Genomic DNA, 20775 nt, shown 5'->3' with positions numbered 1-20775 from the left:
GCCGTCGGCAAGTTCAAGCGCTTCAAGCGCATCGCCCTACGCTGCGAGAAGACCAAACGAAACTTCGCCTCCTTCGTTGCTCTCACCGCTGCCTTCATCTTGGTCAAATCCGTCCACAGAACCTAGCAGCCCTGCTTCCCTACCCGATCTGGAGCGCGCGAAGCAGCGCGTGTCCCCTGTCGAGGAACGCCTGCGCCGCGGGTGTGAACTCCTTGAGATGCTCCTCCTTCGATTCCACACGCTTGCCGTCCCGGATCAGCCGCTCGCCGACGCCGTCGAGAAACTCCCACATGAAGCCGGCGAGCTCGCTGGCGCCGCTCCGGCCCTGCTCCAGGGCCAGCATGAACATCTGCTGGATGTGCGGCACGGCGATTCCCCCGCCGGTGACCGGAGACGCCATGTGGTTGAGATCGGTGTTCATCAAAGCGCGCCGCCGCACATACTGGTTGAAGGCCCGGCACCTTTGGGCAATGTCTTCGGTGACCTGCTGGGCCGGTGCGGCGAAGCCGGCGCCGACCAGGACGACCAGCGCCTCGACGATCTCGTTGACCTTCAGTCCGCGCAGCGCGGGGTTCTTCATGAGATCGTCGATGCCCTTCGGCGCATAGCTGTTCTCGGCCAGCGCCTCGATCACCGGGGCGTAGATCCTCGGCGGCAGCTCCACCTCGCCCCGGGCGCTGGCGACCTTCTTCGGGACGTCCTCGCGGCACGCGGTGAGGACGAAGCGCTGCGCGTGCCATGCCTCGCGCTGCCTCGCCGCGGACATCGGCCTGGGGCCCTTGACGAACACGTCGCAGCGGAAGCGCTGGTTCACCAGATAGTCGCGAACCGTTTCCCGGAAGATCGGATGCTCGATGGTCATCAGCAGCTTCCGCCCATCCTCCGTCAGATGCAGGCCGTCGATCCTGCTGAGCAGCCGGGCCGAGCCGACGAAGGTCACCTTCGCCTCATCCAGGCTGCGGACCATCTCGGCGAAGCTGGGAATGTGCCAATCCGCGTTCAGGTATTCATGGGCGATGTAGTTGCGGCTGCTCGTCGCCATCCGCTCGAAGTGATGGATGGCGGAGGGGTTCTCGTGGAAATAGACCGGCTTGGTCTTGATCAGGCTGGCCGAGAACGCCAGGGCGCCCTCGATCGTCGACCGCGCGCCGGCCAGCGGCATGCCGCCATAGTCGCCATACATGGTCAGCAGCTGGCGGATCGGGATCGCGGGCGCCCAGCCCGGCAGGCAGTTGTAGCTGATATAGACGATGCCGCCGGGCCGGAGCCGCCGCCGGATGATCTCGGCCACCCGGTTGCGATTGTCCTCCGAGATCCAGCTCCAGATGCCGTGCAGGGCGATGATGTCGAAATCCGGCAGGTCGGTGCGCGCCGAAAGCTCCTCGAAGGACTGGTCGAACAGGCGGATGTCGGCGCCGGAGGCCGCGGCCAGCTCACGCGCATGGACCGCATGCTCCGGGTTGAAGTCGGTTCCCCAGAAGCTGCCATCGGTGGCCGCGGCGTGGATGGCGATGGGCAAGCCCTGCCCGAAGCCCAGCTCCAGATAGGCCGGGCGGTCGCTCAGCTGCGGCTCGACATTCCCGCACAGGCAGGCGAAGCGCAGGATCGAGGGGCTGAGCTCTCGATAATAGCCATGCGTATACCCAAGGTCGGTGACGTAGCCGTACGACCAGCTCATCCATCAAGCTCCAAATCATCGCTGAAGATCAAGAACGCCGCGCCGATTGCGGGACGTTGCCTGATAGGAGTCGGTTGTTTCCCCGGTGTGTCCGAGACTCTCTTCCACAACTTGCGTTCGCGGCTCTCTGCCGAAGAAACATCGCGGAAAACTACGGCCTGTATTGCTGGGATCTTCGGATCTCAGGAGAAACACGCGATGCGGACTATGCTCAAATATCTGGTGCTCGCGGCCCTGCCGGTCGCGGCGGCACCCCTGGCGCTGGCCTCCCCTCCCCGCCTCGCGGCCAGCCCGAACGCGCCGGCGGTCATCCTGACGCGGGAGGACGACCGCCGGCGCTCCCCCGACGATTGGATCGATGGGGCCGGCGCCGTGTGGGAACCCCAGGCCCGAGGCCATGACGAGACGGACGCGAAAGGCGGCGGAACGACATCGGAGGTCGAGCTGGCATCGGATCTGGCGCGGATCGAGGTCTATGTCGGGATCAGGGTCGAGCAGCTGGATTCCTGGCGCGACTACACCGCCGCGCTGCAGGATCTGCTGGCGCCCCGGCGCAAGCTCGAGGGCCTGCACGAGCAATCCCTCTTCAGTCCCCCCGGGCCGAAGGACCCGTTCGACCGCGAACAGAAGCTGGCCGAGGAGTTCGCCCGGCGCGGCCAGGCGGCCGAGCGGCTGACGGCTGCCATCGCGGCGTTGCGCACGACGCTGACGCCGGCCCAGCTGGACAGGCTCGCCTGGGCCGGCCGTTCGAAGTGGCTGCGCATTCCCCATGGTCCTTTCGGCAAGACGGAGCGGACCGACTGAGCGATCGCGCTCCGGCCGAATGTCGAAATCCACCGGAAACAATCAGGGGCGCATCTGGCGGTCTCATTCATCGGGAGACTGCAGATGCAAGCCGGCCCCAGCGACCATCGGATCGACCATGCCGCGGCGTCGCCGCAGGCCTGGGAGCCTGGAGATCCCCTCCACCGCCCCTCCGATGCCGCCCTGTTCTTCCGGGCGTGGCTGGACAATCCGCTGCGCGCCGGCGCCATCAAGCCCAGCAGCGCCGGGCTGGCGCGGGCCATGGCCGCGCGGGTCGATCCGTCCGTGCCGGGCCCGGTGATCGAGCTGGGGCCGGGAACCGGGGTCGTCACCGCGGCCCTCGTCGAACGCGGCGTCGACCCATCGCGGCTGGTGCTGATCGAGGCCGACCCGGTGTTCTGCGAGCTGCTGCGCGAGCGCTGGCCCCGCGCCCTGATCCTGCGCACCGATGCCTACACGGCGCCGGCCGTGATGCGGGACCTGGGGATCCCGGCCGCGGCGGTGGTGGCGGGGCTGCCGCTGCTGGTGCGTCCGCCCGGCGATCGCCTGAGGCTGGTGCTCGACTGCCTGCGCCAGGCCACGCCGGGCGCCCCGTTCATCCAGTTCACCTATTTCGTCCGATCCCCCGTCCCGGCGCCGCGCCCCGGCCTGCGGGCGCATGGCTCGGCCATGGTCTGGCGCAATCTCTGGCCCGCCAGGGTCTGGACCTACCGCCTGACGGACCGGCGCCCTGCCAGGGTGCGCCGATGATCCCGGCCGCGGACGGCCTGGTCGACCGGGTGCTGGGAGGGGTCGGTCTCCCCCAGGTGTTCCTGGCGGCGTTGGCCGAGAAGGCCATCCCGGTCCTCCCCTCCTACCTCCTGTTTCCCGCCATCGGCATGGGGGCGGCGACCGTCCCCGACCTGCTGCTGCGCTGCGCCGCCGCGACGCTCGGCTCGGTCGGCGGGGGCCTGGGCTGGTATCTGTCCGGAGCCCTGATCGGCCCCGTCCGCGTCCGGCGCCTGGTCAAACGCCACGGCCGATGGGTGCTGCTGCGGCCGCAGCTCTACGACCGCATGGCCGAAGCCTATCGGCGGCGGCCCTTCGCCATCACCGTCCTGGGCCAGCTGGTGCCGACGGTGCGGATCTTCCAGGCGCTCCCGGCGGGCGTGCTGCGCCTGCCGCTGCTGCCCTTCCTGGCCGCGACGGGCATCGGTGCCCTGTGCTGGATCGTCCCGCTCGCCGTCGCCGGCCACGTCCTGCACCGGTACGGCTGGACCGCATCGGAGGCCGGGGTGGCGCTGCTGCTGACCCTCCTGGTGCTCGAAGGCTCCGCCCTCCTGATCGCGCGCCACCGGGTGGCCGCGAAATCCTGACCAAGGGCGCGGGCGGAAATCTGCCGGAAACAGATCCGCGCGAGCAAACAGGCTGATCGAACGAACCGGAGTTGACCTCGCATGGCCGAAACACCCGAGCTGCTGCGGAGATGGCTGTCCAATGCGCATCCGATCGGGCCGGCCGTCCGGTCGGACTGGGCCCTGGCCGACCTGCTGGCCCGGCAGATCACGGCGGCGGACGCCCCAATCATCGCTCTCGGGGCGAGCGCCGTCAGCTTCGCCCATACCCTCATCCGCAACGGCATCCCGCCGGCGAAGGTCGCCCTGGTGGAGCACGGATCCGAGCTCTCGGCCGCGTTCCGGCAGAGATATCCCGAGACCAGGATCCTTTGGTCCCCTGCCGTCGCGCTGGCCTCGACCTCGCCGTTCGACGGGGAGAAGGCCGGCGCGATCGTCTCCGTCCTGCCCTTGCGGCATCTGCCGGTCGGCGAGGCTCTGGTGACGCTGAATGCGGCGTTCGGGCAGATCCGGGAGGGGGGCGCCTTCTACCAGGTCACCTCCGGCCCCCACTGCCCGGTGCAAGGCGACCTGCTCGACCGGCTGCGTCTCGATGCCTGTGAGGTCGACGCCACCGACGCGGATGACGTGCCCTTCACCCTGTATCGCCTGACCCGGAAGACCGCGATGAAGGGGCTGCGGCTCTTGGATGGCCGATAGGCCCTACACCGGGAGATGGACGCTCGCGCGCAACCCGCGGTCAACCCTGTTCTCGAGCAGGGCGCGCCCGCCATGGGCGATTGCCACCGACCGTACCAGGGCCAGTCCGAGGCCCATGCCGCCCGTGCTGCGGCTGCGGGAGGGCTCGGACCGGTAGAACGGTTCGAACACCCGCTCCAGCTCCTCCTGCGGCAGGCCGGGGCCGTCATCGTCGACCTCCACGATCACCTCCCTGCCCTGCTGCCGCAGCCGGATGCTGGCACCGCCGCCATAGGCCACCGCATTGTCGATCAGGTTGGTGAACAGGCTGCGCAGCCCGAGATGGTCGCCGACCAGCACGATCTCGGGGCCGTCCTCGACCACGACGTTGCGGCCCATATCGGCCTGGTCGTCGGCGATGCTGGTGATCAGGGACCGCAGCTCCTGCCGGGGCCGGTCGTTCTGCATCGTCTGCACGAAGGAGAGCAGCGCCGCCAGCATCTCCCGCATCTCGCCGATATCGTCCTCGGCCTTGGCCCTGACATCCTCGGCCACGGTGTCCAGGCGGAAGGACAGGCGGGTCAGCGGCGTCCGCAGATCATGGGCCACGGCGCCCATCATGGCGACGCGGTCGTCCACGAACCGGTTGAGCCGCGACGCCATCTCGTTGAAGGCCTTCGCCGCCCCCGCGATCTCGGCCGGACCGTCGAGGCGGAGCGGCGGCTCGCGCAGGTTGCGGCCCAGCCGCTCCGCCGCCGCGCCGAACCTGCGGATCGGGGCCGCGATCCAGGACGCCAGCAGATAGGCCAGGGGGACCGACAGCAGCACCGTGCCCAGCAGCCAGATCATCGCCCGGTCTTTCCACAGCGCCTTCAAGGAATCGACCGGGCTGACCACCCGCCAGCTGCCGTCCTCCATCCGCCGCCCGATCTTGAAATGGCGGCTGAAGATGAAGCTGTCCGGGTCGAACTGCCCGTCCTGCGGCGCGTCCTCCGGCAGCCAGGTGGCGGCGTCGAGGACTCCCTTGTCGGTCTTCGTCCCGGTCCGCGACGGGGAGGTGGCGAACTCCACGATCAGGTCGTCGGGCGCAACCCCCAGCCGCGCCGCGAGGCTGTCCCGAAGATCCCGCAGCTGGCTCTTCTGCGGCCGCATCTCCTCAGGTCCCTTCGTCCAGACCTGGAGATTGTCGATATGCGTCACCTTGTCCAGGGCAGCCTTGATGTCGGACACGGTGAAGACGGGGCCCGGCGTCGGCGGGAACAGCAGCACGGCCGCCAGGTTGAGGATCTGGACGACCAGCAGGCTCGCGACCAGAAGCCCGAAGACCCGGATGCCCAGGGGGAGGCGGCGGAAGACCATCGGCGTCCTCCTCACAGCTTCTGCGTCGCCGGCACGAACATGTACCCCTCGTTGCGGACGGTGCGGATCAGCTCGCCGTCCAGGGCCCTCAGCTTGCGGCGGAGACGGCTGACCTGGACGTCCACCGCCCGGTCGAAGGACTCGGAATCCGGGCCGCGCGCGGCGTCGAGCAGCTGTTCGCGGGTCAGGATCCGCCGCGGGCGCTCGACGAAGACGCGGAGCACCGCGAACTCGCCGTCGGTCAGGTGCACCAGGACGCCGGCCGGGTCCTTCAGCTCATGCGCCGCGAAGTCGACGGTCCAGCCGCAGAAGCCGACGCGCAGCACCGCGGGCTCGGCGCCGTCGCCGGCGGCGCTGCGCCGCAGGGTCGCCCGGACGACGGCCAGCAGCTCCCGCGGATTGCAGGGCTTGCCGAGATAGTAGTCGGCGCCGCTGTCCAGGCCGGCGACCCGGTCGGAGGGCCGGTCCATCGCGCTCAGCATGATCACGGGCTGCCGACGGGTCTCCGCCAGGCGGCGGCAGGCCGAGATCCCGTTCTCCCCCGGCATCAGGACGTCGAGGATGACCAGGTCGATGCGGCGCTCGTCGAGGGCGCGTTCCATCGCGCGCGCGTCCGGCGCGGTGAAGACCTGGAAGCCGTGCCCGCCCAGGCTCTCGGCGATCACCTCGCGAATCCCCGGATCGTCGTCGACGACGAGAATGCTGATCGCCTCGCCCATCCCAGCCCCTCTTGGTCTCCTGACCGGCCCTCCGGCGGGTCTGCAGCCGGCGGACGAGAGTGTGATGGCCGAACCGCCTGGTGGAAATGACATTGATGAACCCGAGCCCCATCGGCCGCCTCTCGGTCGAGCGAGGCTGCACCAAGCACCCGATTTGTTTCTGCCGGATGTCTCGCGGGGCCGGGCCGGATAGCGGAAGGATGGAGGTCAGAGTTCGGCGGACATCGCGCTCAACGCCCGCACGCAGTCCCTGAGATTGCTCTTGAGCTCGGCTCGCTGTCCGTCGTCCAGCCGTGCCAGCATCGTCGCCTCGAGGCTGTCGACGGCAGTGTCGCAGCGGGCCAGAAGCTCCGTGCCCTGCGGCGACAGGCTGAACAGGATCACGCGGCCATGCGACGGGTCCGGCTGGCGCAGCACCGCCCCCTTTGCCTCCAGCGCCTTGACCAGCGCATTCATCGATTGCGGGGTGATGAAGCTGCGCTCAGCCAGCCGGGCGTTCGACAGCGGGCCGCGCGCCTGCAGCACCGACAGCGCCGTGTACTCCGGCACGGTCAGCCCGAACGGCCCGACCGCCGCGGCGATGTGCCGGTGCAAGGCGCGATCCAGCCGGCCGATCAGATAGGCCACCCGGGGCGGATGCCGGCCGGAAGCAACGGATTCGGCTGGGGCGGCGGCGGGACGACGGGCCATGGCGAACCTGCTGTTGCAACGCGACGCCGATTATAACGCTTGCGTCGCGACTAAATATCAGTTTAACTGACATTAAAGCTGATTCATGGGAGGGCTTATGGCCAGGTATCAAGATCGCTGGACCTGCGTGACGGTCGAGGTGGCGGACGGCATCGCCTGGGTGACGCTGAACCGCCCTGACAAGCGCAACGCCATGAGCCCGACCCTGAACCGGGAGATGATCGACGTGCTCGAGACCATCGAGCTCGACGACGACGCCCAGTTGCTGGTGCTGACCGGCGCCGGCGAGGCCTGGTCGGCCGGCATGGACCTCAAGGAGTATTTCCGCGAGACCGACGGCAAGTCCGACATCGTGCAGGAGCGGATGCGCCGCGACTGCTCGCAATGGCAGTGGCGGCTGCTGCGGATGTACAGCAAGCCGACCATCGCCATGGTCAATGGCTGGTGCTTCGGCGGCGCCTTCTCACCCCTGGTCGCCTGCGACCTCGCCATCGCCGCCGACGAGGCGGTGTTCGGCCTGTCCGAGATCAACTGGGGCATCCCGCCGGGCAACCTGGTCAGCAAGGCGGTGGCCGACACCATGGGGCACCGCCAGGCGCTGCACTACATCATGACCGGCGACACCTTCACCGGCGCCGAGGCGGCGGCGATGGGGCTGGTCAACCGCAGCGTGCCGCGCGCCGAGCTGCGCCAGGCGACGGTCGAGCTGGCGCGCAAGCTGCTGGAGAAGAACCCGGTGGTGCTGCGCCACGCCAAGCACGGCTTCAAGCGCTGCCGCGAGCTGACCTGGGAGCAGAACGAGGACTACCTCTACGCCAAGACCGACCAGTCCAACCATCGCGACCGCGAGCGCGGCCGCGAGCAGGGGCTGAAGCAGTTCCTGGACGACAAGACGATCAAGCCCGGGCTGCAGAGCTACCGGCGCTGAGCCGGCCTGGTGCTACCGCGCGGAGATGCGGGGCGCGTGTATAAGACCAGAGGAGGATCCCATGTCGGAGGTGCGCTACCGCCCCGTCGCCCTGGGCGGCACCACGGCCGAAGCCGTCGCCGGGCCGGACGGCACGCTGCGCCTCAGCGCCCGGGAGGCGCTGGGGCCCTATCCGCCGCGGCTGATGGACCGGCTGGCCGAGGGCGCCGACCGCCACCCCGACCGGCTGCTGGCGGCGCGCCGCGGCGCCGGCGGCGCCTGGACCGGCCTGACCTATGCCGCGATGCGCGACCGGGCCCGGTCGATCGGCCAGGCCCTGCTGGACCGCGGCCTGTCGGCGGAACGGCCGTTGGCCATCCTGTCCGGCAACGACCTGGAGCATCTGCAGCTCGCCTTCGGGGCGATGTGGGCGGGCATCCCCCATAGCCCGGTCTCGCCCGCCACCTCGCTGCTGTCGCGCGACCACGCCAAGCTGCGCCATGTCATGGCGACGCTGACGCCGGGGCTGGTCTATGTCGCCGACGCCGCCGCCTTCGCCGGTGCAGTCGCCGCGGCGGTGCCGGCGGATGTGGAGATCGCCGCCGCCGGCGACCTGCCGGGACGGGCCCTCACGCCCTTCGCCGCATTGGCGGCGACGCCGCCCTCCTCGGTCGACGCCGCCTTCGCCGCCACCGGCCCGGACACGATCGCCAAGTTCCTGTTCACCTCCGGCTCCACCGGCGCGCCGAAGGCGGTGGTCACCACCCAGCGCATGCTGTGCAGCAACCAGCAGATGCTGCTGCAGACCTTCCCGTTCCTGGCCGAGGCGCCGCCGGTGCTGGTCGACTGGCTGCCCTGGCACCACACCTTCGGCGGCAGCCACAATCTCGGCATCGCCCTCTACAATGGCGGCACCCTTTACATCGATGACGGCCGGCCGACGCCCTCGCAGTTCGGCGAGACCCTGCGCAACCTGCGTGAGATCGCGCCGACCGTGTTCTTCAACGTGCCCAAGGGCTGGGAGGACCTGGCCGCGGCGCTGGAGGCGGATGCGGCGCTGCGCGACACCTTCTTCTCGCGGGTAAAGCTGTTCTTCTTCGCCGGCGCCGGCCTGTCGCAGGAGGTCTGGGACCGGCTCGACCGGGTGGCCGAGCGGCATTGCGGCGAGCGCATCCGGATGATGGCCGGGCTGGGCATGACCGAATGCTCACCCTCCTGCACCTTCACCACCGGCCCGGTCGCCAAGGCCGGCTATGTCGGTGTGCCGGCGTCCGGCTGCGAGGTCAGGCTGGTCCCCGATGGCGACAAGGCGGAGGCACGGTTCCGCGGCCCGCATGTCATGCCCGGCTACTGGCGCGATCCCGAGGCAACGGCCCGGGCCTTCGACGCCGAGGGCTGGTACCGCTCCGGCGACGCGGTGGCGCCGCTCGACCCGGCGCGGCCGGAGCTGGGGCTGCGCTTCGACGGCCGGCTGGTCGAGGATTTCAAGCTGTCCTCCGGCACCTTCGTCAGCGCCGGCCCGCTGCGCGCCCGGGTGATCAGCGAAGGCGACCCCTATGTCGAGGATGCGGTCGTCACCGGCATCGACCGGAACGAGATCGGGTTGCTGGTCTTCCCGCGCCTCGATCGGCTGCGCCCGCTCGCCGGCCTGCCGGACGCTGCCGGGGCAGACCGGGTGCTGGCCGCGCCTGCGGTGCGCGCCCTGTTCCAGGACCTGGTCGACCGGCTGCACCGGGGCGGCCAGGGCAGCGCGGGCCGGGTCGCCCGCGCCCTGGTGCTGCGGGAGCCGCCGTCGATCGACGGCGGCGAGCTGACCGACAAGCGGACGGTCAACCAGCGCGCCGTTCTGGCCCGCCGAGCCGCCCTGGTCGACGCGCTGCATGCCGGCAACCACCCCGACATCATCCTGCCCCGCCCGGCCGTCCCCTAGACCCGCCACCCCGCTTCACTGCCAGCCTTCCAACGACGAGGACCGCGCCATGTCCCTGCTCTCGTCCACGCCCGCCGCGACCGTCGCCGGACCTGCCGTCCGCTCCGGCCTGGCCTATGCCTGGTACATCACCCTGGTGCTGCTGTTCGCCTACACCGTGTCGTTCATCGACCGGCAGATCCTGGGGCTGCTGGTGCAGCCGATCAAACGCGACCTCGGCCTGTCCGACGCCGCCTTCAGCACCATCCACGGCTTCGCCTTCGCCATCTTCTACACCGGCATCGGCGTCTTCCTCGGCCGCATCGCCGACCACGGCAACCGCCGCAACCTGATCCTGGCCGGTGTCTTCGTCTGGGTGCTGGCGACGGCCGCGGGCGGCGCCGCGACCAGCTTCGCCGGCCTGTTCCTGGCCCGGGTCTTCGTCGGCGCCGGCGAGGCCGCGCTGTCGCCCGCCGCCTATTCCATGCTGGCCGATTATTTCCCGCCGGAACGCCGCGGCCGCGCGGTCAGCCTCTACTCCTCCGGCGTCTATGTCGGCTCGGCCCTGGCCTTCATCGTCGGCGGGCTGGTCATCGCCGCGACCGGCCAGGACACCATGACGGTGCTGCCGCTGCTGGGCAGCCTGCGGCCCTGGCAGGCGGCCTTCGTCATCGTCGCCCTGCCCGGCCTGCTGGTCTTCGCCCTGATGCTGACGGTGCGCGAGCCGGCGCGCAAAGCCGCCGCCGGCGACAGCCCGGCGCCCAGCCTGTCGCATGTCGCGCAGCATCTGCGGGTCTATGCCCCGATCTTCATCGGCTGCGCCGTCATCGCCATGATCACCTACGGCCTGACCGCCTGGCTGCCGGCCGTGTTCATCCGCCGCTGGGGCTGGTCGCCGGGGGAGATCGGCCCGGCCTACGGCGCCATCATCCTGACCTGCGGCATCGGCGGCATGCTGGCCAGCGGCTGGCTGGCCGACCGGCTGGTCGCCCAGGGCCGGCGCGACGCGCCGCTGACCCTGGCGCTGGCAGGCGCCCTGGTGCTGATCGCCAGCAGCGCCGCCGTCGCCATGGCCCCGGGCCCGATCTGGGCGCTCGCCGCCGTCGCCGTCACCACCTTCTTCCTGGGCCTGCCGGTGGCGCTGGGGCCGGTGGTGCTGCAGGCGGTGACGCCGGGCCGCCTGCACGGAAGGGTGATCTCGATCTACCTGCTGCTGATCAACCTGATCGGCCTCGGACTTGGGCCGTTCCTGGTGGCGGCCGGCACCGACTTCCTGTTCGCCGACGAGCTCGCGGTCGGGCTGTCGCTCGGCCTGGTCGGCGCCCTGGCGGCGGCGGTCGGGGCCGGCTGCCTGGCCATCGCCGCCCGCCCCTACCGCGCCCTGCTGCAGACCATGGCGTCCCGGTAGAGCCTGATCCCGACCTCCGCGCAACCCATGCGAGACATCCGATGTTCGACATCAAGCTGCTGATCGACGACCGGAACCCCGACGCCTCGGATGCCGCCGTGTTCGAGCGGCGCAACCCGATCAGCGGCGAGGTCGCGACCCGCGCCCCGGCCGCGACCATCGCCGATGCGCAGGCCGCCGCCGACGCCGCGGCCGCCGCCTTCCCGGCCTGGTCGGCGCTGGGGCCGGGCGAGCGCCGGGCCCAGCTGCTGCGCGCCGCCGAGCTGCTGCAGGCGCGAGCCGGAGAGTTCGTCGCGGCGATGGCGGAGGAGACGGGCGCCACCGCGGGCTGGGCCGGATTCAACGTGCATCTCGCCGCCAACATGCTGCGCGAGGCGGGGTCGATGACCACCCAGATCGCCGGCGAGGTGATCCCGTCCGACCGGCCGGGGGCGCTGGCCCTGGCGATCCGCCAGCCGGCCGGGGTGGTGCTGGGCATCGCCCCCTGGAACGCGCCAGTGATCCTGGGCGTCCGCGCCATCGCCATGCCGCTGGCCTGCGGCAACACCGTGATCCTGAAGGCGTCGGAGATCTGCCCCGCCACCCACCGGCTGATCGGCGCGGTGCTGCGCGACGCCGGGCTGGCGCCGGGCGTGGTCAATGTCGTCACCAACGCCCCGGCCGACGCCCCCGGCATCGTCGCGGCGCTGATCGCCCATCCGGCGGTGCGGCGGGTCAACTTCACCGGCTCGACCCGGGTCGGCCGCGTCATTGCCGAGACCGCAGCGCGGCACCTGAAGCCGGCGCTGCTGGAGCTGGGCGGCAAGGCGCCGTTCCTGGTGCTGGACGACGCCGACCTGGACGAGGCGGTGAAGGCCGCGGCCTTCGGCGCCTTCATGAACCAGGGCCAGATCTGCATGTCGACCGAGCGCATCGTCGCCGACGAGGCGGTGGCCGATGCCTTCGTCGCCAGGCTGGCGCAGAAGGCGATGGCGCTGCCGGCCGGCGACCCGCGCCGCGGCGACTTCGCCCTCGGCTCCCTGGTCGGGCGCGAGGCGGTGGAGCGGATCGAGGCGCTGGTCGCGGACGCCGTCGCCAAGGGCGCGACGCTGGTGGCCGGCGGCCGCGCCGACGGCACGATCATGCAGGCGACGGTGCTGGACCACGTCACCCCGGCCATGCGGATCTATGGCGAGGAATCCTTCGGCCCGGTGGTCTGCGTCGTCCGCGCCGCCGGGGTGGACGAGGCGGTGCGCATCGCCAACGACACCGAATACGGCCTGTCCGCCGCCGTGTTCGGCCGCGATGTCGGCCGGGCGCTGGCGGTGGCGCGGCGGATCGAATCCGGCATCTGTCACATCAACGGCCCGACCGTGCAGGACGAGGCGCAGATGCCGTTCGGCGGGGTGAAGGCCAGCGGCTATGGCCGCTTCGGCGGCAAGGCCGCGATCGCCGAGTTCACCGATCTGCGCTGGATCACCATCGCCGGCGGGCCGGGCCATTACCCGATCTGACGACCGCCGTCACGCCGCTTGCCATGCCGTCACGGATACGCCTCGCGGCCCACCGCCATGATGGTGTCGCGGAGCCAGCGGTGCGCGGGGTCGGCATCCAGGCGAGGATGCCAGATGGCGGATATGGCGAACTCCGGCGTTCTGACCGGCAGTTCGAAGCTCTCGAGCCCCAGATTGGCGGCATGATCGGCCGCCAGGGCATTGCCGAGGCAAGACCGTGGCACGACCGCCACCAGATCCGAGCGGCCGGCGATCCGCATCGCATCCGGATGTCCCGGAACGACGAGGAGCACCGTCCGCTTCAGGCCCAATTCCGCCAGGGCATCGTCGACCGGCTCAAGGAACTCTCCCTCGCGTGACGCCACGACATGGCTGCAGGCCGCATAGCGTTCCGGCGTCACGCCGCCGGCCGCCAGAAGCGGATGCCCGACCCGGGCGACGCCGACACGCCGGTCCCGGAACAGCAGTTGGGTCCGCACCTCCGGCGCCGAGGTTCCGAGCACCCCGATCTCCAGATCGATCAGCCCTTCCCGAAGCGGTCTGGCATCCTTGTCGGGCTTCGGCGCAAACCGGAGGCGGACATGCGGGGCGGCAGCGGTGATCGCCGCCACCAGCGGAGCGGCCAGGAGCTCCACGAACCCCTCGCCGGCGCGGATGGTGAAGGTCCGATGGAGTGCGGCAAGGTCCAGCCGGCCGGCGGCCGGCCGCAGCACCGCCTGGGCGTCATGGGCGAGCGCCTGGACACGCCCGCTGAGCGCTTCGGCATAGGGTGTGGCGGCGAGGGTGCGGCCGGCCTGTACCAGCAACGGATCGCCCGTCGCGAGGCGAAGCCGCGCCAGCGTCCGGCTCATGGCGGATGGACTCAGGCCGAGCCGGCGGGCCGCTCCGGTCACGCTGCGCTCGGTGAGCAGCGCGTCCAGCGCGATGAGGAGGTTCAGATCCACGCTTTGCACGGCCCTGGGATAGCCCATCGGCCCGCCCAGGCATAGCGTGGCATGCAATCATTCATTGAATCCTGTGCGTCTGGTGCAAGCCGGCGCGGTCCGCCATATAGCGGCCGGCTTCACCAGCGAAAGCATCGAGCCCAATGCCCCTCTCCATCGATCAGCACCGCCGCACCATTCTGCTCGTCGGCGCTTCACGCGGTCTCGGCCATGCCATGGCGGCCGAGTTCCTGAAACAGGGATGGAACGTCGTCGGCACGGTCCGCGGCGGGGGAACCCCGCTGCACGACCTGGCGGACGAGCATGGCGGCCGGGTCGAGATCGAGATCCTGGACATCTGCGAACCCGGTCAGATCGCGGCGCTGCGCGACCGCCTGTCCGGCCGGATGTTCGACATGCTGTTCGTCAATGCCGGGATCGCCAATCGAGACCCGACGCAGACGATCGGCGAGGTGTCGACCGATGAGTTCGTCCAGGTCATGGTCACCAATTCCCTGAGCCCGATGCGGGTGATCGAGAGCCTGGAGCCCTGCGTCTCCGCGACGGGTCTGATCGGGGTGATGTCGTCCGGGCAGGGCAGCATCGGCAACAACGAGACCGGCCAGCGAGAGCTGTATCGCGGCAGCAAGGCGGCCCTGAACATGTTCATGCGAAGCTTTGCGGCCCGCCGGGCCGGGACGTCGCGCCCCATGGTGGTGATGGCGCCGGGCTGGGTCCGCACCGACCTGGGCGGCCCGGACGCAAGGCTCTCCATCGAAGAGAGCGTTCCCAGCCTGGTGAACGTCCTCATCGCGAAGCAGGAAACCCCGGGCCTGCAGTATCTCGACTATCTGGGCCGCACTGTCCCCTGGTGACCTGTACCCGCCGAACCCTCGGTCAGGGCTATCGCCTCCGGGCCGGTGGCCGGCATGAGCTTCTGACCACGAGTTCGGGATCGATCGTCACCGTTTCCGGCGGGGGCAGGTCTCCCGCGGACTCGATCAGCGTCATCAGCCGCGCCACCGCCTTCTCGCTGATCGGGTGCGACGGATAGCTCACCGTCGTCAAGGGCACGTCGAGGAAGGCCGAGATCTCGATGTCGTCGAAACCCGCCACCGACAGTTCGCCGGGAACCTCCACCCCATTCTCGCGGCACCAGCGCAGGATGCCGATCGCCAGCGAGTCGGCCGAGGCCAGGATGGCGGTCGGCCTCGCGGCGGCGGCCATGACCCGCGTCATCGAACGATAGCCGCTTGGCGCCGAGGTGCCGGCCTCCGGGACGACGACGAGGCTGGTGTCGACGGCGACGCCGAAGGCCTCATGGGCCGCCCGGTAGCCATCGAACTTCTCGAGATTGCCATGGGCCTGGCCGGCATCGAGGAAGGCGATCCGGCGATGGCCGAGACCCAGCAGATGGCCGGTGAGCTTGTAGCTGCCGCTGCGGTTGTCGATCGAGACGAGATCGATCTCGCCGGCGGGCGCGCCGGTCAGCAGCATGACCGGATAGCCGCTCCGCCGCAACGCCACCAGGTGGTCGAGCCTGGTGTGGGAGGTCGGATAGATCAGGATCGCCTCGACCTGGCGGGCCCGCAGGGTGTCGAGGGCCTTCTGCTCGCGGACGAGATCGTTGCCGGTGGCCGCGATCACCGTGTCGTAGCCGTGCTCCGCCAGCTGCTGTTCGATCAGCTGCGCGCACAGCGTCAGGATCGGGTTGAGCAGGTTGCTGAGGATGATGCCGACGGTGCGCGTCCGCTGGCTCACCAGGGACCGCGCCAGCGCGTTCGGGAGATAGTCGAGCTCGCGCGCCGCCGTCTCGATGATGCGCCGCGTCGCCTCGGGGATCTTGGGGCTGCTGCCGCGCAGGACGACCGAGACCGTGTTGATCGAGAATCCGGTCTTCGCCGCGATGTCCTTGAGCCGGACGCGATGGCTCACGCGCAAACCCTCCGGGGACGACACTCGGCCGCCCGGGGCCGGACCGGCCCGGTGCTCCGATTGTTACGGCCTTCATAGCAGGCTCGACCGGAATCTTGCCAGGATTAACGTTACCCCTTGCTCTTTCTCCCGATTTCGGCTTTGCTTCGACATCAGGCAAAGACGACGGCGAAAGCCGCAGGCATCGGACGGTCCGCACAAACGGACCGCCGCAGAACAGCGACGCGCAAGATCGATCCAAGCGACTTCGGCACGACAGCCCGCGCGTCGTCAGGGGAGGATCGCATGAGAGACAGGACGCTCAGGGAGCTGCTGTGGCGATGCGTGACGATTCCGGCCCTCGCCGCCGGGCTGGCCTTGGCCGCCCCCGCTGCGGCGCGGGCGGCGGACGGCACCGTGACGATCTGGGTCGGCAGCTGGTGGGACCCGCAACTGCCGATCCTGCAGCAGCTGTGGCAGCCGGACCATCCGGAGCTGCAGCTGAACGTGCAGCCCCTGCCGATCAACGGCTATCTCGACAAGTTCACGGCGGCGGCACTGGGCGGCACGCCGCCCGACATCATCGATCTCGACTCCACCTGGGTCTCGACCGTCGCGGCGCAAGGCCTGCTGCAGCCGCTCGACGACGTCGCGGCGAAGCTGAACGTCGCCGACATTTCGCCGGCGATCTGGGGGGCCAGCCGCTATCGCGACGTGCAATACGCCATCCCGGCCCGCGGCGGGCCCGAGGTCTGGTATTACAACAAGACGGTCTTCGACAAGGCGGGCGTCCCCTACCCCACGGCCGAATGGACCCATGACGACCTGGTCCGGATCGCCAAGGCGCTGACCGTCCCGGGGCAGCAATACGGCATCGGCGTCCCGGCCGACGCCAGCGACCCGTCCAACGTGCTGTCGCTGTTCTGCCCGATCCTCTGGTATTTCGGCGGCGACTTCCTGACCGCCGACAACAGCGCGCCGGCGATCAACAGCCCCGCCAGCGTGAAGGCGATCGCCTACTGGTCGGACTTCTACGTCACCCACCACGCCTCGCCGGAGGGGACGCCGAACTTCTCGTCCACCCGCGACCTGCAGCCCCTGTTCATGGCCGACAAGCTGGGGCTGATCGCGAGCTCCTCGAACACCTTCGACGCCTTCTCGAAAAAGGCCGACCTGCGCTGGGGCGTGGTGACGGCGCCGGACAAGGTCAACCGCGCCGGCGGCTGGACCATGGGCGTCCCGGTCGGGGCCCGCAACCCGGAGGGCGCCAAGGTCTTCCTGGAATGGCTGGCGCGGCCGGAGATCCAGGCCAAGGTGATGAACCGCTTCCCGGCGAACCTCTCGGCCCGCAAGCTGCCGCCCTGGAGCGATCCGAAGTTCGACATCTTCCGGGAGGCCGAGGCCGATGCGCGATCGGTGCCGTCCGTCGCCGGCTGGTTCCAGATCCAGACCGCGGTGATCACGGAGCTGCAGAAGGTCCTGGTCGGCCAGAGCACGCCGCAGCAGGCGGCCGATGCGGCGGCGGCGCAGATCGAGACCATCATCGCCGAGACCAAGTGACGGGCCGCAACGAAGGAGGCGCCATGGTGATCCCGCTCGGCTTCAGCACGCTCGCCTGCCCCGACTACGATGTCGACCAGGTCATCGCCATGGCCCGCGACAACGGATATGCGGGGGTCGAGATCCGGTTCCTGCGCGGGACCGTCGACCTGCCGACGCTGGAGGAGCTGTCGCCGGGGCGGGTCGCCGAGACGCGGCGCCGCTTCGACAATGCCGGCGTCGCGGTCGTCGGCATCGACACCAGCGTCCGGATGACCTCGCTCGATCCGGCGGTGCGGGCGCAGCAGCTGGAGGCCGCCCGGGCCAATCTCGCGATCGCCGAAGGGCTCGGGGCCTGGTTCCTGCGGGTCTTCGGCGGCCCGATCCCGGCCGCGCAGGACCGGGAGCGGACGCTCGACGCCATCGCGAGCGGACTCGGCGAGGTCGCCGACCTGACGGCCGCGCGGGGCATCGCCACGCTGCTCGAGACGCATGACGACTTCTCGACCTCGCCGGCGGTGCTGGACCTCTATGCCCGCGGCGCGAGCGACAGCCTCGGAATCCTGTGGGACACGCTGCACACGTACCGCCACGGCGAGGACGGCGCCTTCACCTGGGACCGGCTCGGCGACCGGATCAAGCATGTCCATGTGAAGGATTCGAAGGCGGCGAACGCCGGCGGCTTCGATTTCGCCCTGACCGGCGAGGGGACCGTCCCGATCCGGTCTTTCATCGACCTCCTGGAAAGCGTCGGCTACCAGGGCTTCGTGCATTTCGAGTGGGAGAAGGGCTGGCATCCCGAGATCGCCCCGCCGGAGATCGCCCTGCCCCATTTCGCCCGGTTCATGCGCGGGCTGCGCCCGTGACCGTGCCGGCGGCCTTGCGGGGGGTGGAGGCGGAACGGCCGGGTGCCCCCTCCCCTCGCGCCGCCGCCCGTGCCCGGCGCCGATGGATCGCGATGCAGAAATGGGGCCGCGGCTACATCCTGGTCGCGCCCGCCTGCGTGCTGATCGGGCTGATGATGTTCTACCCGGTCATCCAGACCCTGCAGTTCAGCGTCAGCAAGGTGCAGTTGCCGACCTTCCGGACGGTGTTCGTCGGCCTCGACAATTTCATCAGAATCCTCGACGACCCCGGCACCTGGCCGCTGTTGCAGCGGACGCTGATCTGGGTGATCGGCACCGTCGTGCTGCGGTTCGCGCTGGGCTTCCTGGCCGCGGTGATCTTCAACGCCAGGGTGCGCGGCACGGTGTGGATGCGCGTGCTGGTGATCCTGCCCTGGACGATCCCGTCGGTGGTCGGCGCCAACCTGTGGCGCTGGATCGTGCAGACCGACACCGGCCTGCTGAACCAGACCCTGCGCTCCTGGGGCCTGGGCGATCTCGCCCTCAACTGGCTCGGCGACCCCGACATCGCCATCTTCACCGTCATCGTCGCCTATTCCTGGGCCGGCTTCCCCTTCGTCATGCTGCTGATCCTCGCCCGGATGCAGGGCATCCCGAACGAGCTGTACGACGCGGCGCGGGTCGACGGAGCCAGCTCCTGGCAGATGTTCCGCTACATCACCCTGCCGCTGCTGCGGGGCGTCATCATCATCGCCCTGATCCTGGAGACGGTCAGCGGCATCAACTCCTTCGACACGCTGGTGATCATGACGGGCGGCGGGCCGGCGGAATCGACCCGGGTCTGGGGCCTGGAGATCTACAAGGTCGGCTTCGGCGAGTTCAACCTGGGCGGCGCCTCCGCCTTGAGCGTCCTGCTGTTCATCGGCGTCCTGTCGCTGTTCGTCGTCTACGGGCTGGCGAGCAGGAGCGTCCAGGGCGGCCGGAGGGGTGCAGACGCATGACCGGGAAGGCGACACGAACCGCCGGGCGCTATCTCCTGGTCCACGGCTCCGGCCTGGTCCTGGTGCTGTTCAGCATCCTGCCGCTGCTGTGGGGCGTCAGCACCGCGCTGAAGGAGGAAAGCGACGTCTATGCCTTCCCGCCAAGCTGGATCCCCAGCCCGCTGACCTTCGAGAACTTCATCGGCGTGTTCCGCAACCCGGATCTGATCCGCAGCTTCCTGAACACCCTGATCGTCGCCAGCGCGACGACGATCGTGGCGCTCGTCGTCGGCGTCCTCGGCGCCTATGGCTTCTCGCGCTACCGCTTTCCCGGCCGCAACACGCTGCTGTGGTCGGTCCTGTTCACCCAGCTGTTCCCGCGCGTCGTCGTCATCGTGCCGTTCTTCGTGACGCTGCGGAACCTCGACCTGATGAACACCTATCAGGGGCTGGTCCTGGTCTATCTGATGGTGATCTTCCCGATCGCGATCTGGATGATCAAAGGCTTCTTCGACAACCTGCCGCGGGAGATCGAGGAAGCCGCCATCGTCGACGGCTGCTCGCTGCCGCAGCTGCTCTGGCTCGTCGTGATCCCGATGTCGAAGCCGGCCCTGGCGGCCGTGGCGATGTATTCCTTCATCCTGGCCTGGAACGAGTTCCTGTTCGCGCTGGTCTTCACCAACGGGCTGGACCGGCGACCACTGTCGGTGGCGCTGGCCTTCTTCATCGACGAGAACGGCATCCATTGGGGGCAGTTGATGGCCGCCTCGGTGGTGATGAGCATTCCGGCCGTCCTGGTCTTCACCTTCTCGCAGAAGCTCCTGGTCCGCGGGCTGAGCGAGGGCGCGGTGAAGGGCTGATGGCCGGCCAGGTCGCCATCGTCACCGGCGGCAGCCAGGGCATCGGCCTGGCGACGGTCGCCGCCTTCGCCGGGCACGGCCTGCAGGTCGCCGCGGTGGCGCGGGACCGCGGCCGCCTGGACGAGGCGATCGCGTCCCTGCATCCGGATCATCGCGGCAGGGTCGTCAGCGTCGCCGCCGATGTCCGGGACGAGGCCGAGGTCGCGGCGGCGGTGCAGGGGGTCGTCGACCGGTTCGGCCGCATCGACGTGCTGGTCAACAGCGCCGGCGTCAGCATGAGCGCGCGCCGCCGGCTGGCCGACACGACGCCGGAGGAGTGGCACCGGCTGATCGACACCAACCTGACCGGCACCTATCTGATGTGCCGCGCCGTGCTGCCCCATCTCGAACGGGCTCCGGCGGGCTGGATCCTCAACGTCCAGTCGACCGGGGCCTGGCGCAGCACGCCGGGCGCCAGCCTCTACGCCGCCACGAAATTCGGCGTCCGGGCCCTGACCGAAGCGCTGGTCGAGGAGTATCGGAACTCCAGCATCCGTGTCACCTCGGTCAGCCCCGGGCCGGTCGACACCACGATCTGGAGCCACAAGCTGGAGCCGCCGTCGGAGGCCCAGCGCGCCTTGATGCTGCGGCCTGCGGACATCGCCGAGATCTTCCTCTGGCTGCTCGACCGGCCGGCCCATCTGCACATCCCCGATATCACGGTCACGCCCTGGGGCGGCGGCCGGAGCTGAGAAG

At 69.9% G+C, this 20775-nt stretch carries 20 protein-coding genes; 14 read left to right on the top strand and 6 right to left on the bottom strand.

What is annotated here, in order from left to right; genetic code table 11:
- Positions 1-139: 139 nt before the first annotated feature.
- Positions 140-1678, bottom strand: coding sequence for a class I SAM-dependent methyltransferase (locus ACTOWL_RS28640; RefSeq protein WP_441324690.1), 1539 nt, complete (start codon positions 1676-1678; stop codon positions 140-142).
- A 198-nt stretch (positions 1679-1876) separates the two neighbouring features.
- Here ACTOWL_RS28640 and ACTOWL_RS28635 point away from each other — a divergent pair, with 198 nt between their 5' ends.
- From ACTOWL_RS28635 to ACTOWL_RS28620, 4 genes are all read left to right on the top strand, one after another.
- Positions 1877-2482 carry a hypothetical protein gene (locus ACTOWL_RS28635; RefSeq protein WP_441324689.1) on the top strand — a complete coding sequence of 202 codons (606 nt, stop codon included), beginning with the start codon at positions 1877-1879 and terminating at the stop codon, positions 2480-2482.
- Positions 2483-2566: 84 nt separating this feature from the next.
- Positions 2567-3232 carry a class I SAM-dependent methyltransferase gene (locus ACTOWL_RS28630; protein ID WP_441324688.1) on the top strand — a complete coding sequence of 222 codons (666 nt, stop codon included), beginning with the start codon at positions 2567-2569 and terminating at the stop codon, positions 3230-3232.
- Positions 3229-3837, top strand: a complete 609-nt coding sequence (locus tag ACTOWL_RS28625; protein WP_441324687.1) for a DedA family protein — start codon at positions 3229-3231, stop codon at positions 3835-3837. The genes ACTOWL_RS28630 and ACTOWL_RS28625 overlap by 4 nt, the downstream gene beginning before the upstream one ends.
- Positions 3838-3918: 81 nt before the next feature.
- Positions 3919-4515 carry a hypothetical protein gene (locus ACTOWL_RS28620; RefSeq protein ID WP_441324686.1) on the top strand — a complete coding sequence of 199 codons (597 nt, stop codon included), beginning with the start codon at positions 3919-3921 and terminating at the stop codon, positions 4513-4515.
- Positions 4516-4518: 3 nt separating this feature from the next.
- Here ACTOWL_RS28620 and ACTOWL_RS28615 read toward each other — a convergent pair whose 3' ends face one another.
- The 3 genes from ACTOWL_RS28615 to ACTOWL_RS28605 form a co-directional block, all read right to left on the bottom strand.
- A complete protein-coding gene (locus tag ACTOWL_RS28615) occupies positions 4519-5853 on the bottom strand; it encodes an ATP-binding protein (RefSeq protein ID WP_441324685.1) in 1335 nt (444 codons plus the stop codon).
- Positions 5854-5864: 11 nt separating this feature from the next.
- Positions 5865-6572: a response regulator gene (locus tag ACTOWL_RS28610; RefSeq protein WP_441324684.1), complete on the bottom strand. Its 708-nt coding sequence runs from the start codon at positions 6570-6572 to the stop codon at positions 5865-5867.
- A gap of 207 nt (positions 6573-6779) precedes the next feature.
- Entirely contained in the window at positions 6780-7262 is a 483-nt protein-coding gene (locus ACTOWL_RS28605; RefSeq protein ID WP_441324683.1) for a MarR family winged helix-turn-helix transcriptional regulator, read from the bottom strand.
- Between the two features lie 97 nt (positions 7263-7359).
- On the opposite strand from ACTOWL_RS28605, the gene ACTOWL_RS28600 reads away from it, so the two are divergent.
- The 4 genes from ACTOWL_RS28600 to ACTOWL_RS28585 all read left to right on the top strand — a co-directional run bounded on the left by ACTOWL_RS28600 (position 7360) and on the right by ACTOWL_RS28585 (position 12979).
- On the top strand, positions 7360-8190 hold the full coding sequence (locus ACTOWL_RS28600; RefSeq protein ID WP_441324682.1) for a p-hydroxycinnamoyl CoA hydratase/lyase: 831 nt from the start codon (positions 7360-7362) through the stop codon (positions 8188-8190).
- Between the two features lie 61 nt (positions 8191-8251).
- Positions 8252-10099 carry a feruloyl-CoA synthase gene (locus ACTOWL_RS28595; protein ID WP_441324681.1) on the top strand — a complete coding sequence of 616 codons (1848 nt, stop codon included), beginning with the start codon at positions 8252-8254 and terminating at the stop codon, positions 10097-10099.
- 49 nt (positions 10100-10148) lie between these two features.
- Complete coding sequence (locus ACTOWL_RS28590) at positions 10149-11486, top strand: MFS transporter (protein WP_441324680.1); 1338 nt, start codon at positions 10149-10151, stop codon at positions 11484-11486.
- Positions 11487-11527: 41 nt separating this feature from the next.
- A complete protein-coding gene (locus tag ACTOWL_RS28585) occupies positions 11528-12979 on the top strand; it encodes an aldehyde dehydrogenase (RefSeq protein WP_441324679.1) in 1452 nt (483 codons plus the stop codon).
- A gap of 29 nt (positions 12980-13008) precedes the next feature.
- Here the strand turns inward: ACTOWL_RS28585 and ACTOWL_RS28580 are convergent, their stop codons facing one another.
- A complete protein-coding gene (locus ACTOWL_RS28580; protein ID WP_441324678.1) occupies positions 13009-13950 on the bottom strand; it encodes a LysR family transcriptional regulator in 942 nt (313 codons plus the stop codon).
- A 116-nt stretch (positions 13951-14066) separates the two neighbouring features.
- Between ACTOWL_RS28580 and ACTOWL_RS28575 the strand changes: the two genes are divergently transcribed.
- Positions 14067-14777 carry an SDR family NAD(P)-dependent oxidoreductase gene (locus ACTOWL_RS28575; protein WP_441324677.1) on the top strand — a complete coding sequence of 237 codons (711 nt, stop codon included), beginning with the start codon at positions 14067-14069 and terminating at the stop codon, positions 14775-14777.
- Between the two features lie 28 nt (positions 14778-14805).
- On the opposite strand, the gene ACTOWL_RS28570 is transcribed toward ACTOWL_RS28575, so the two are convergent.
- Positions 14806-15837, bottom strand: coding sequence for a LacI family DNA-binding transcriptional regulator (locus ACTOWL_RS28570; protein WP_441324676.1), 1032 nt, complete (start codon positions 15835-15837; stop codon positions 14806-14808).
- 285 nt (positions 15838-16122) lie between these two features.
- Between ACTOWL_RS28570 and ACTOWL_RS28565 the strand changes: the two genes are divergently transcribed.
- From ACTOWL_RS28565 to ACTOWL_RS28545, 5 genes are all read left to right on the top strand, one after another.
- Entirely contained in the window at positions 16123-17376 is a 1254-nt protein-coding gene (locus tag ACTOWL_RS28565; protein WP_441324675.1) for an ABC transporter substrate-binding protein, read from the top strand.
- A gap of 23 nt (positions 17377-17399) precedes the next feature.
- On the top strand, positions 17400-18221 hold the full coding sequence (locus ACTOWL_RS28560; protein WP_441324674.1) for a sugar phosphate isomerase/epimerase family protein: 822 nt from the start codon (positions 17400-17402) through the stop codon (positions 18219-18221).
- A 92-nt stretch (positions 18222-18313) separates the two neighbouring features.
- A complete protein-coding gene (locus tag ACTOWL_RS28555) occupies positions 18314-19201 on the top strand; it encodes a carbohydrate ABC transporter permease (RefSeq protein ID WP_441324673.1) in 888 nt (295 codons plus the stop codon).
- Positions 19198-20040 carry a carbohydrate ABC transporter permease gene (locus ACTOWL_RS28550; protein ID WP_441324672.1) on the top strand — a complete coding sequence of 281 codons (843 nt, stop codon included), beginning with the start codon at positions 19198-19200 and terminating at the stop codon, positions 20038-20040. Before ACTOWL_RS28555 ends, ACTOWL_RS28550 begins: the two co-directional genes overlap by 4 nt.
- Positions 20040-20771 carry an SDR family oxidoreductase gene (locus ACTOWL_RS28545; protein ID WP_441324671.1) on the top strand — a complete coding sequence of 244 codons (732 nt, stop codon included), beginning with the start codon at positions 20040-20042 and terminating at the stop codon, positions 20769-20771. Before ACTOWL_RS28550 ends, ACTOWL_RS28545 begins: the two co-directional genes overlap by 1 nt.
- Positions 20772-20775: the final 4 nt, after the last annotated feature.

Origin of the sequence: Inquilinus sp. CA228 (assembly GCF_052078665.1) — a bacterium.
Taxonomy (GTDB): domain Bacteria; phylum Pseudomonadota; class Alphaproteobacteria; order DSM-16000; family Inquilinaceae; genus Inquilinus.
The sequence above is the reverse complement of the archived record's forward strand: the minus strand, read 5'-3'. Positions and strand labels throughout refer to the sequence as shown.

Excerpts from the sequence above, each read along its gene's own strand:
- ACTOWL_RS28640 (WP_441324690.1), bottom strand. The coding sequence starts at position 1,678 with ATGAGCTGGTCGTACGGCTACGTCACCGACCTTGGGTATACGCATGGC.
- ACTOWL_RS28635 (WP_441324689.1), top strand. The coding sequence starts at position 1,877 with ATGCGGACTATGCTCAAATATCTGGTGCTCGCGGCCCTGCCGGTCGCG.
- ACTOWL_RS28630 (WP_441324688.1), top strand. The coding sequence starts at position 2,567 with ATGCAAGCCGGCCCCAGCGACCATCGGATCGACCATGCCGCGGCGTCG.
- ACTOWL_RS28625 (WP_441324687.1), top strand. The coding sequence starts at position 3,229 with ATGATCCCGGCCGCGGACGGCCTGGTCGACCGGGTGCTGGGAGGGGTC.
- ACTOWL_RS28620 (WP_441324686.1), top strand. The coding sequence starts at position 3,919 with ATGGCCGAAACACCCGAGCTGCTGCGGAGATGGCTGTCCAATGCGCAT.
- ACTOWL_RS28615 (WP_441324685.1), bottom strand. The coding sequence starts at position 5,853 with ATGGTCTTCCGCCGCCTCCCCCTGGGCATCCGGGTCTTCGGGCTTCTG.
- ACTOWL_RS28610 (WP_441324684.1), bottom strand. The coding sequence starts at position 6,572 with ATGGGCGAGGCGATCAGCATTCTCGTCGTCGACGACGATCCGGGGATT.
- ACTOWL_RS28605 (WP_441324683.1), bottom strand. The coding sequence starts at position 7,262 with ATGGCCCGTCGTCCCGCCGCCGCCCCAGCCGAATCCGTTGCTTCCGGC.
- ACTOWL_RS28600 (WP_441324682.1), top strand. The coding sequence starts at position 7,360 with ATGGCCAGGTATCAAGATCGCTGGACCTGCGTGACGGTCGAGGTGGCG.
- ACTOWL_RS28595 (WP_441324681.1), top strand. The coding sequence starts at position 8,252 with ATGTCGGAGGTGCGCTACCGCCCCGTCGCCCTGGGCGGCACCACGGCC.
- ACTOWL_RS28590 (WP_441324680.1), top strand. The coding sequence starts at position 10,149 with ATGTCCCTGCTCTCGTCCACGCCCGCCGCGACCGTCGCCGGACCTGCC.
- ACTOWL_RS28585 (WP_441324679.1), top strand. The coding sequence starts at position 11,528 with ATGTTCGACATCAAGCTGCTGATCGACGACCGGAACCCCGACGCCTCG.
- ACTOWL_RS28580 (WP_441324678.1), bottom strand. The coding sequence starts at position 13,950 with ATGGGCTATCCCAGGGCCGTGCAAAGCGTGGATCTGAACCTCCTCATC.
- ACTOWL_RS28575 (WP_441324677.1), top strand. The coding sequence starts at position 14,067 with ATGCCCCTCTCCATCGATCAGCACCGCCGCACCATTCTGCTCGTCGGC.
- ACTOWL_RS28565 (WP_441324675.1), top strand. The coding sequence starts at position 16,123 with ATGAGAGACAGGACGCTCAGGGAGCTGCTGTGGCGATGCGTGACGATT.
- ACTOWL_RS28560 (WP_441324674.1), top strand. The coding sequence starts at position 17,400 with ATGGTGATCCCGCTCGGCTTCAGCACGCTCGCCTGCCCCGACTACGAT.
- ACTOWL_RS28555 (WP_441324673.1), top strand. The coding sequence starts at position 18,314 with ATGCAGAAATGGGGCCGCGGCTACATCCTGGTCGCGCCCGCCTGCGTG.
- ACTOWL_RS28550 (WP_441324672.1), top strand. The coding sequence starts at position 19,198 with ATGACCGGGAAGGCGACACGAACCGCCGGGCGCTATCTCCTGGTCCAC.
- ACTOWL_RS28545 (WP_441324671.1), top strand. The coding sequence starts at position 20,040 with ATGGCCGGCCAGGTCGCCATCGTCACCGGCGGCAGCCAGGGCATCGGC.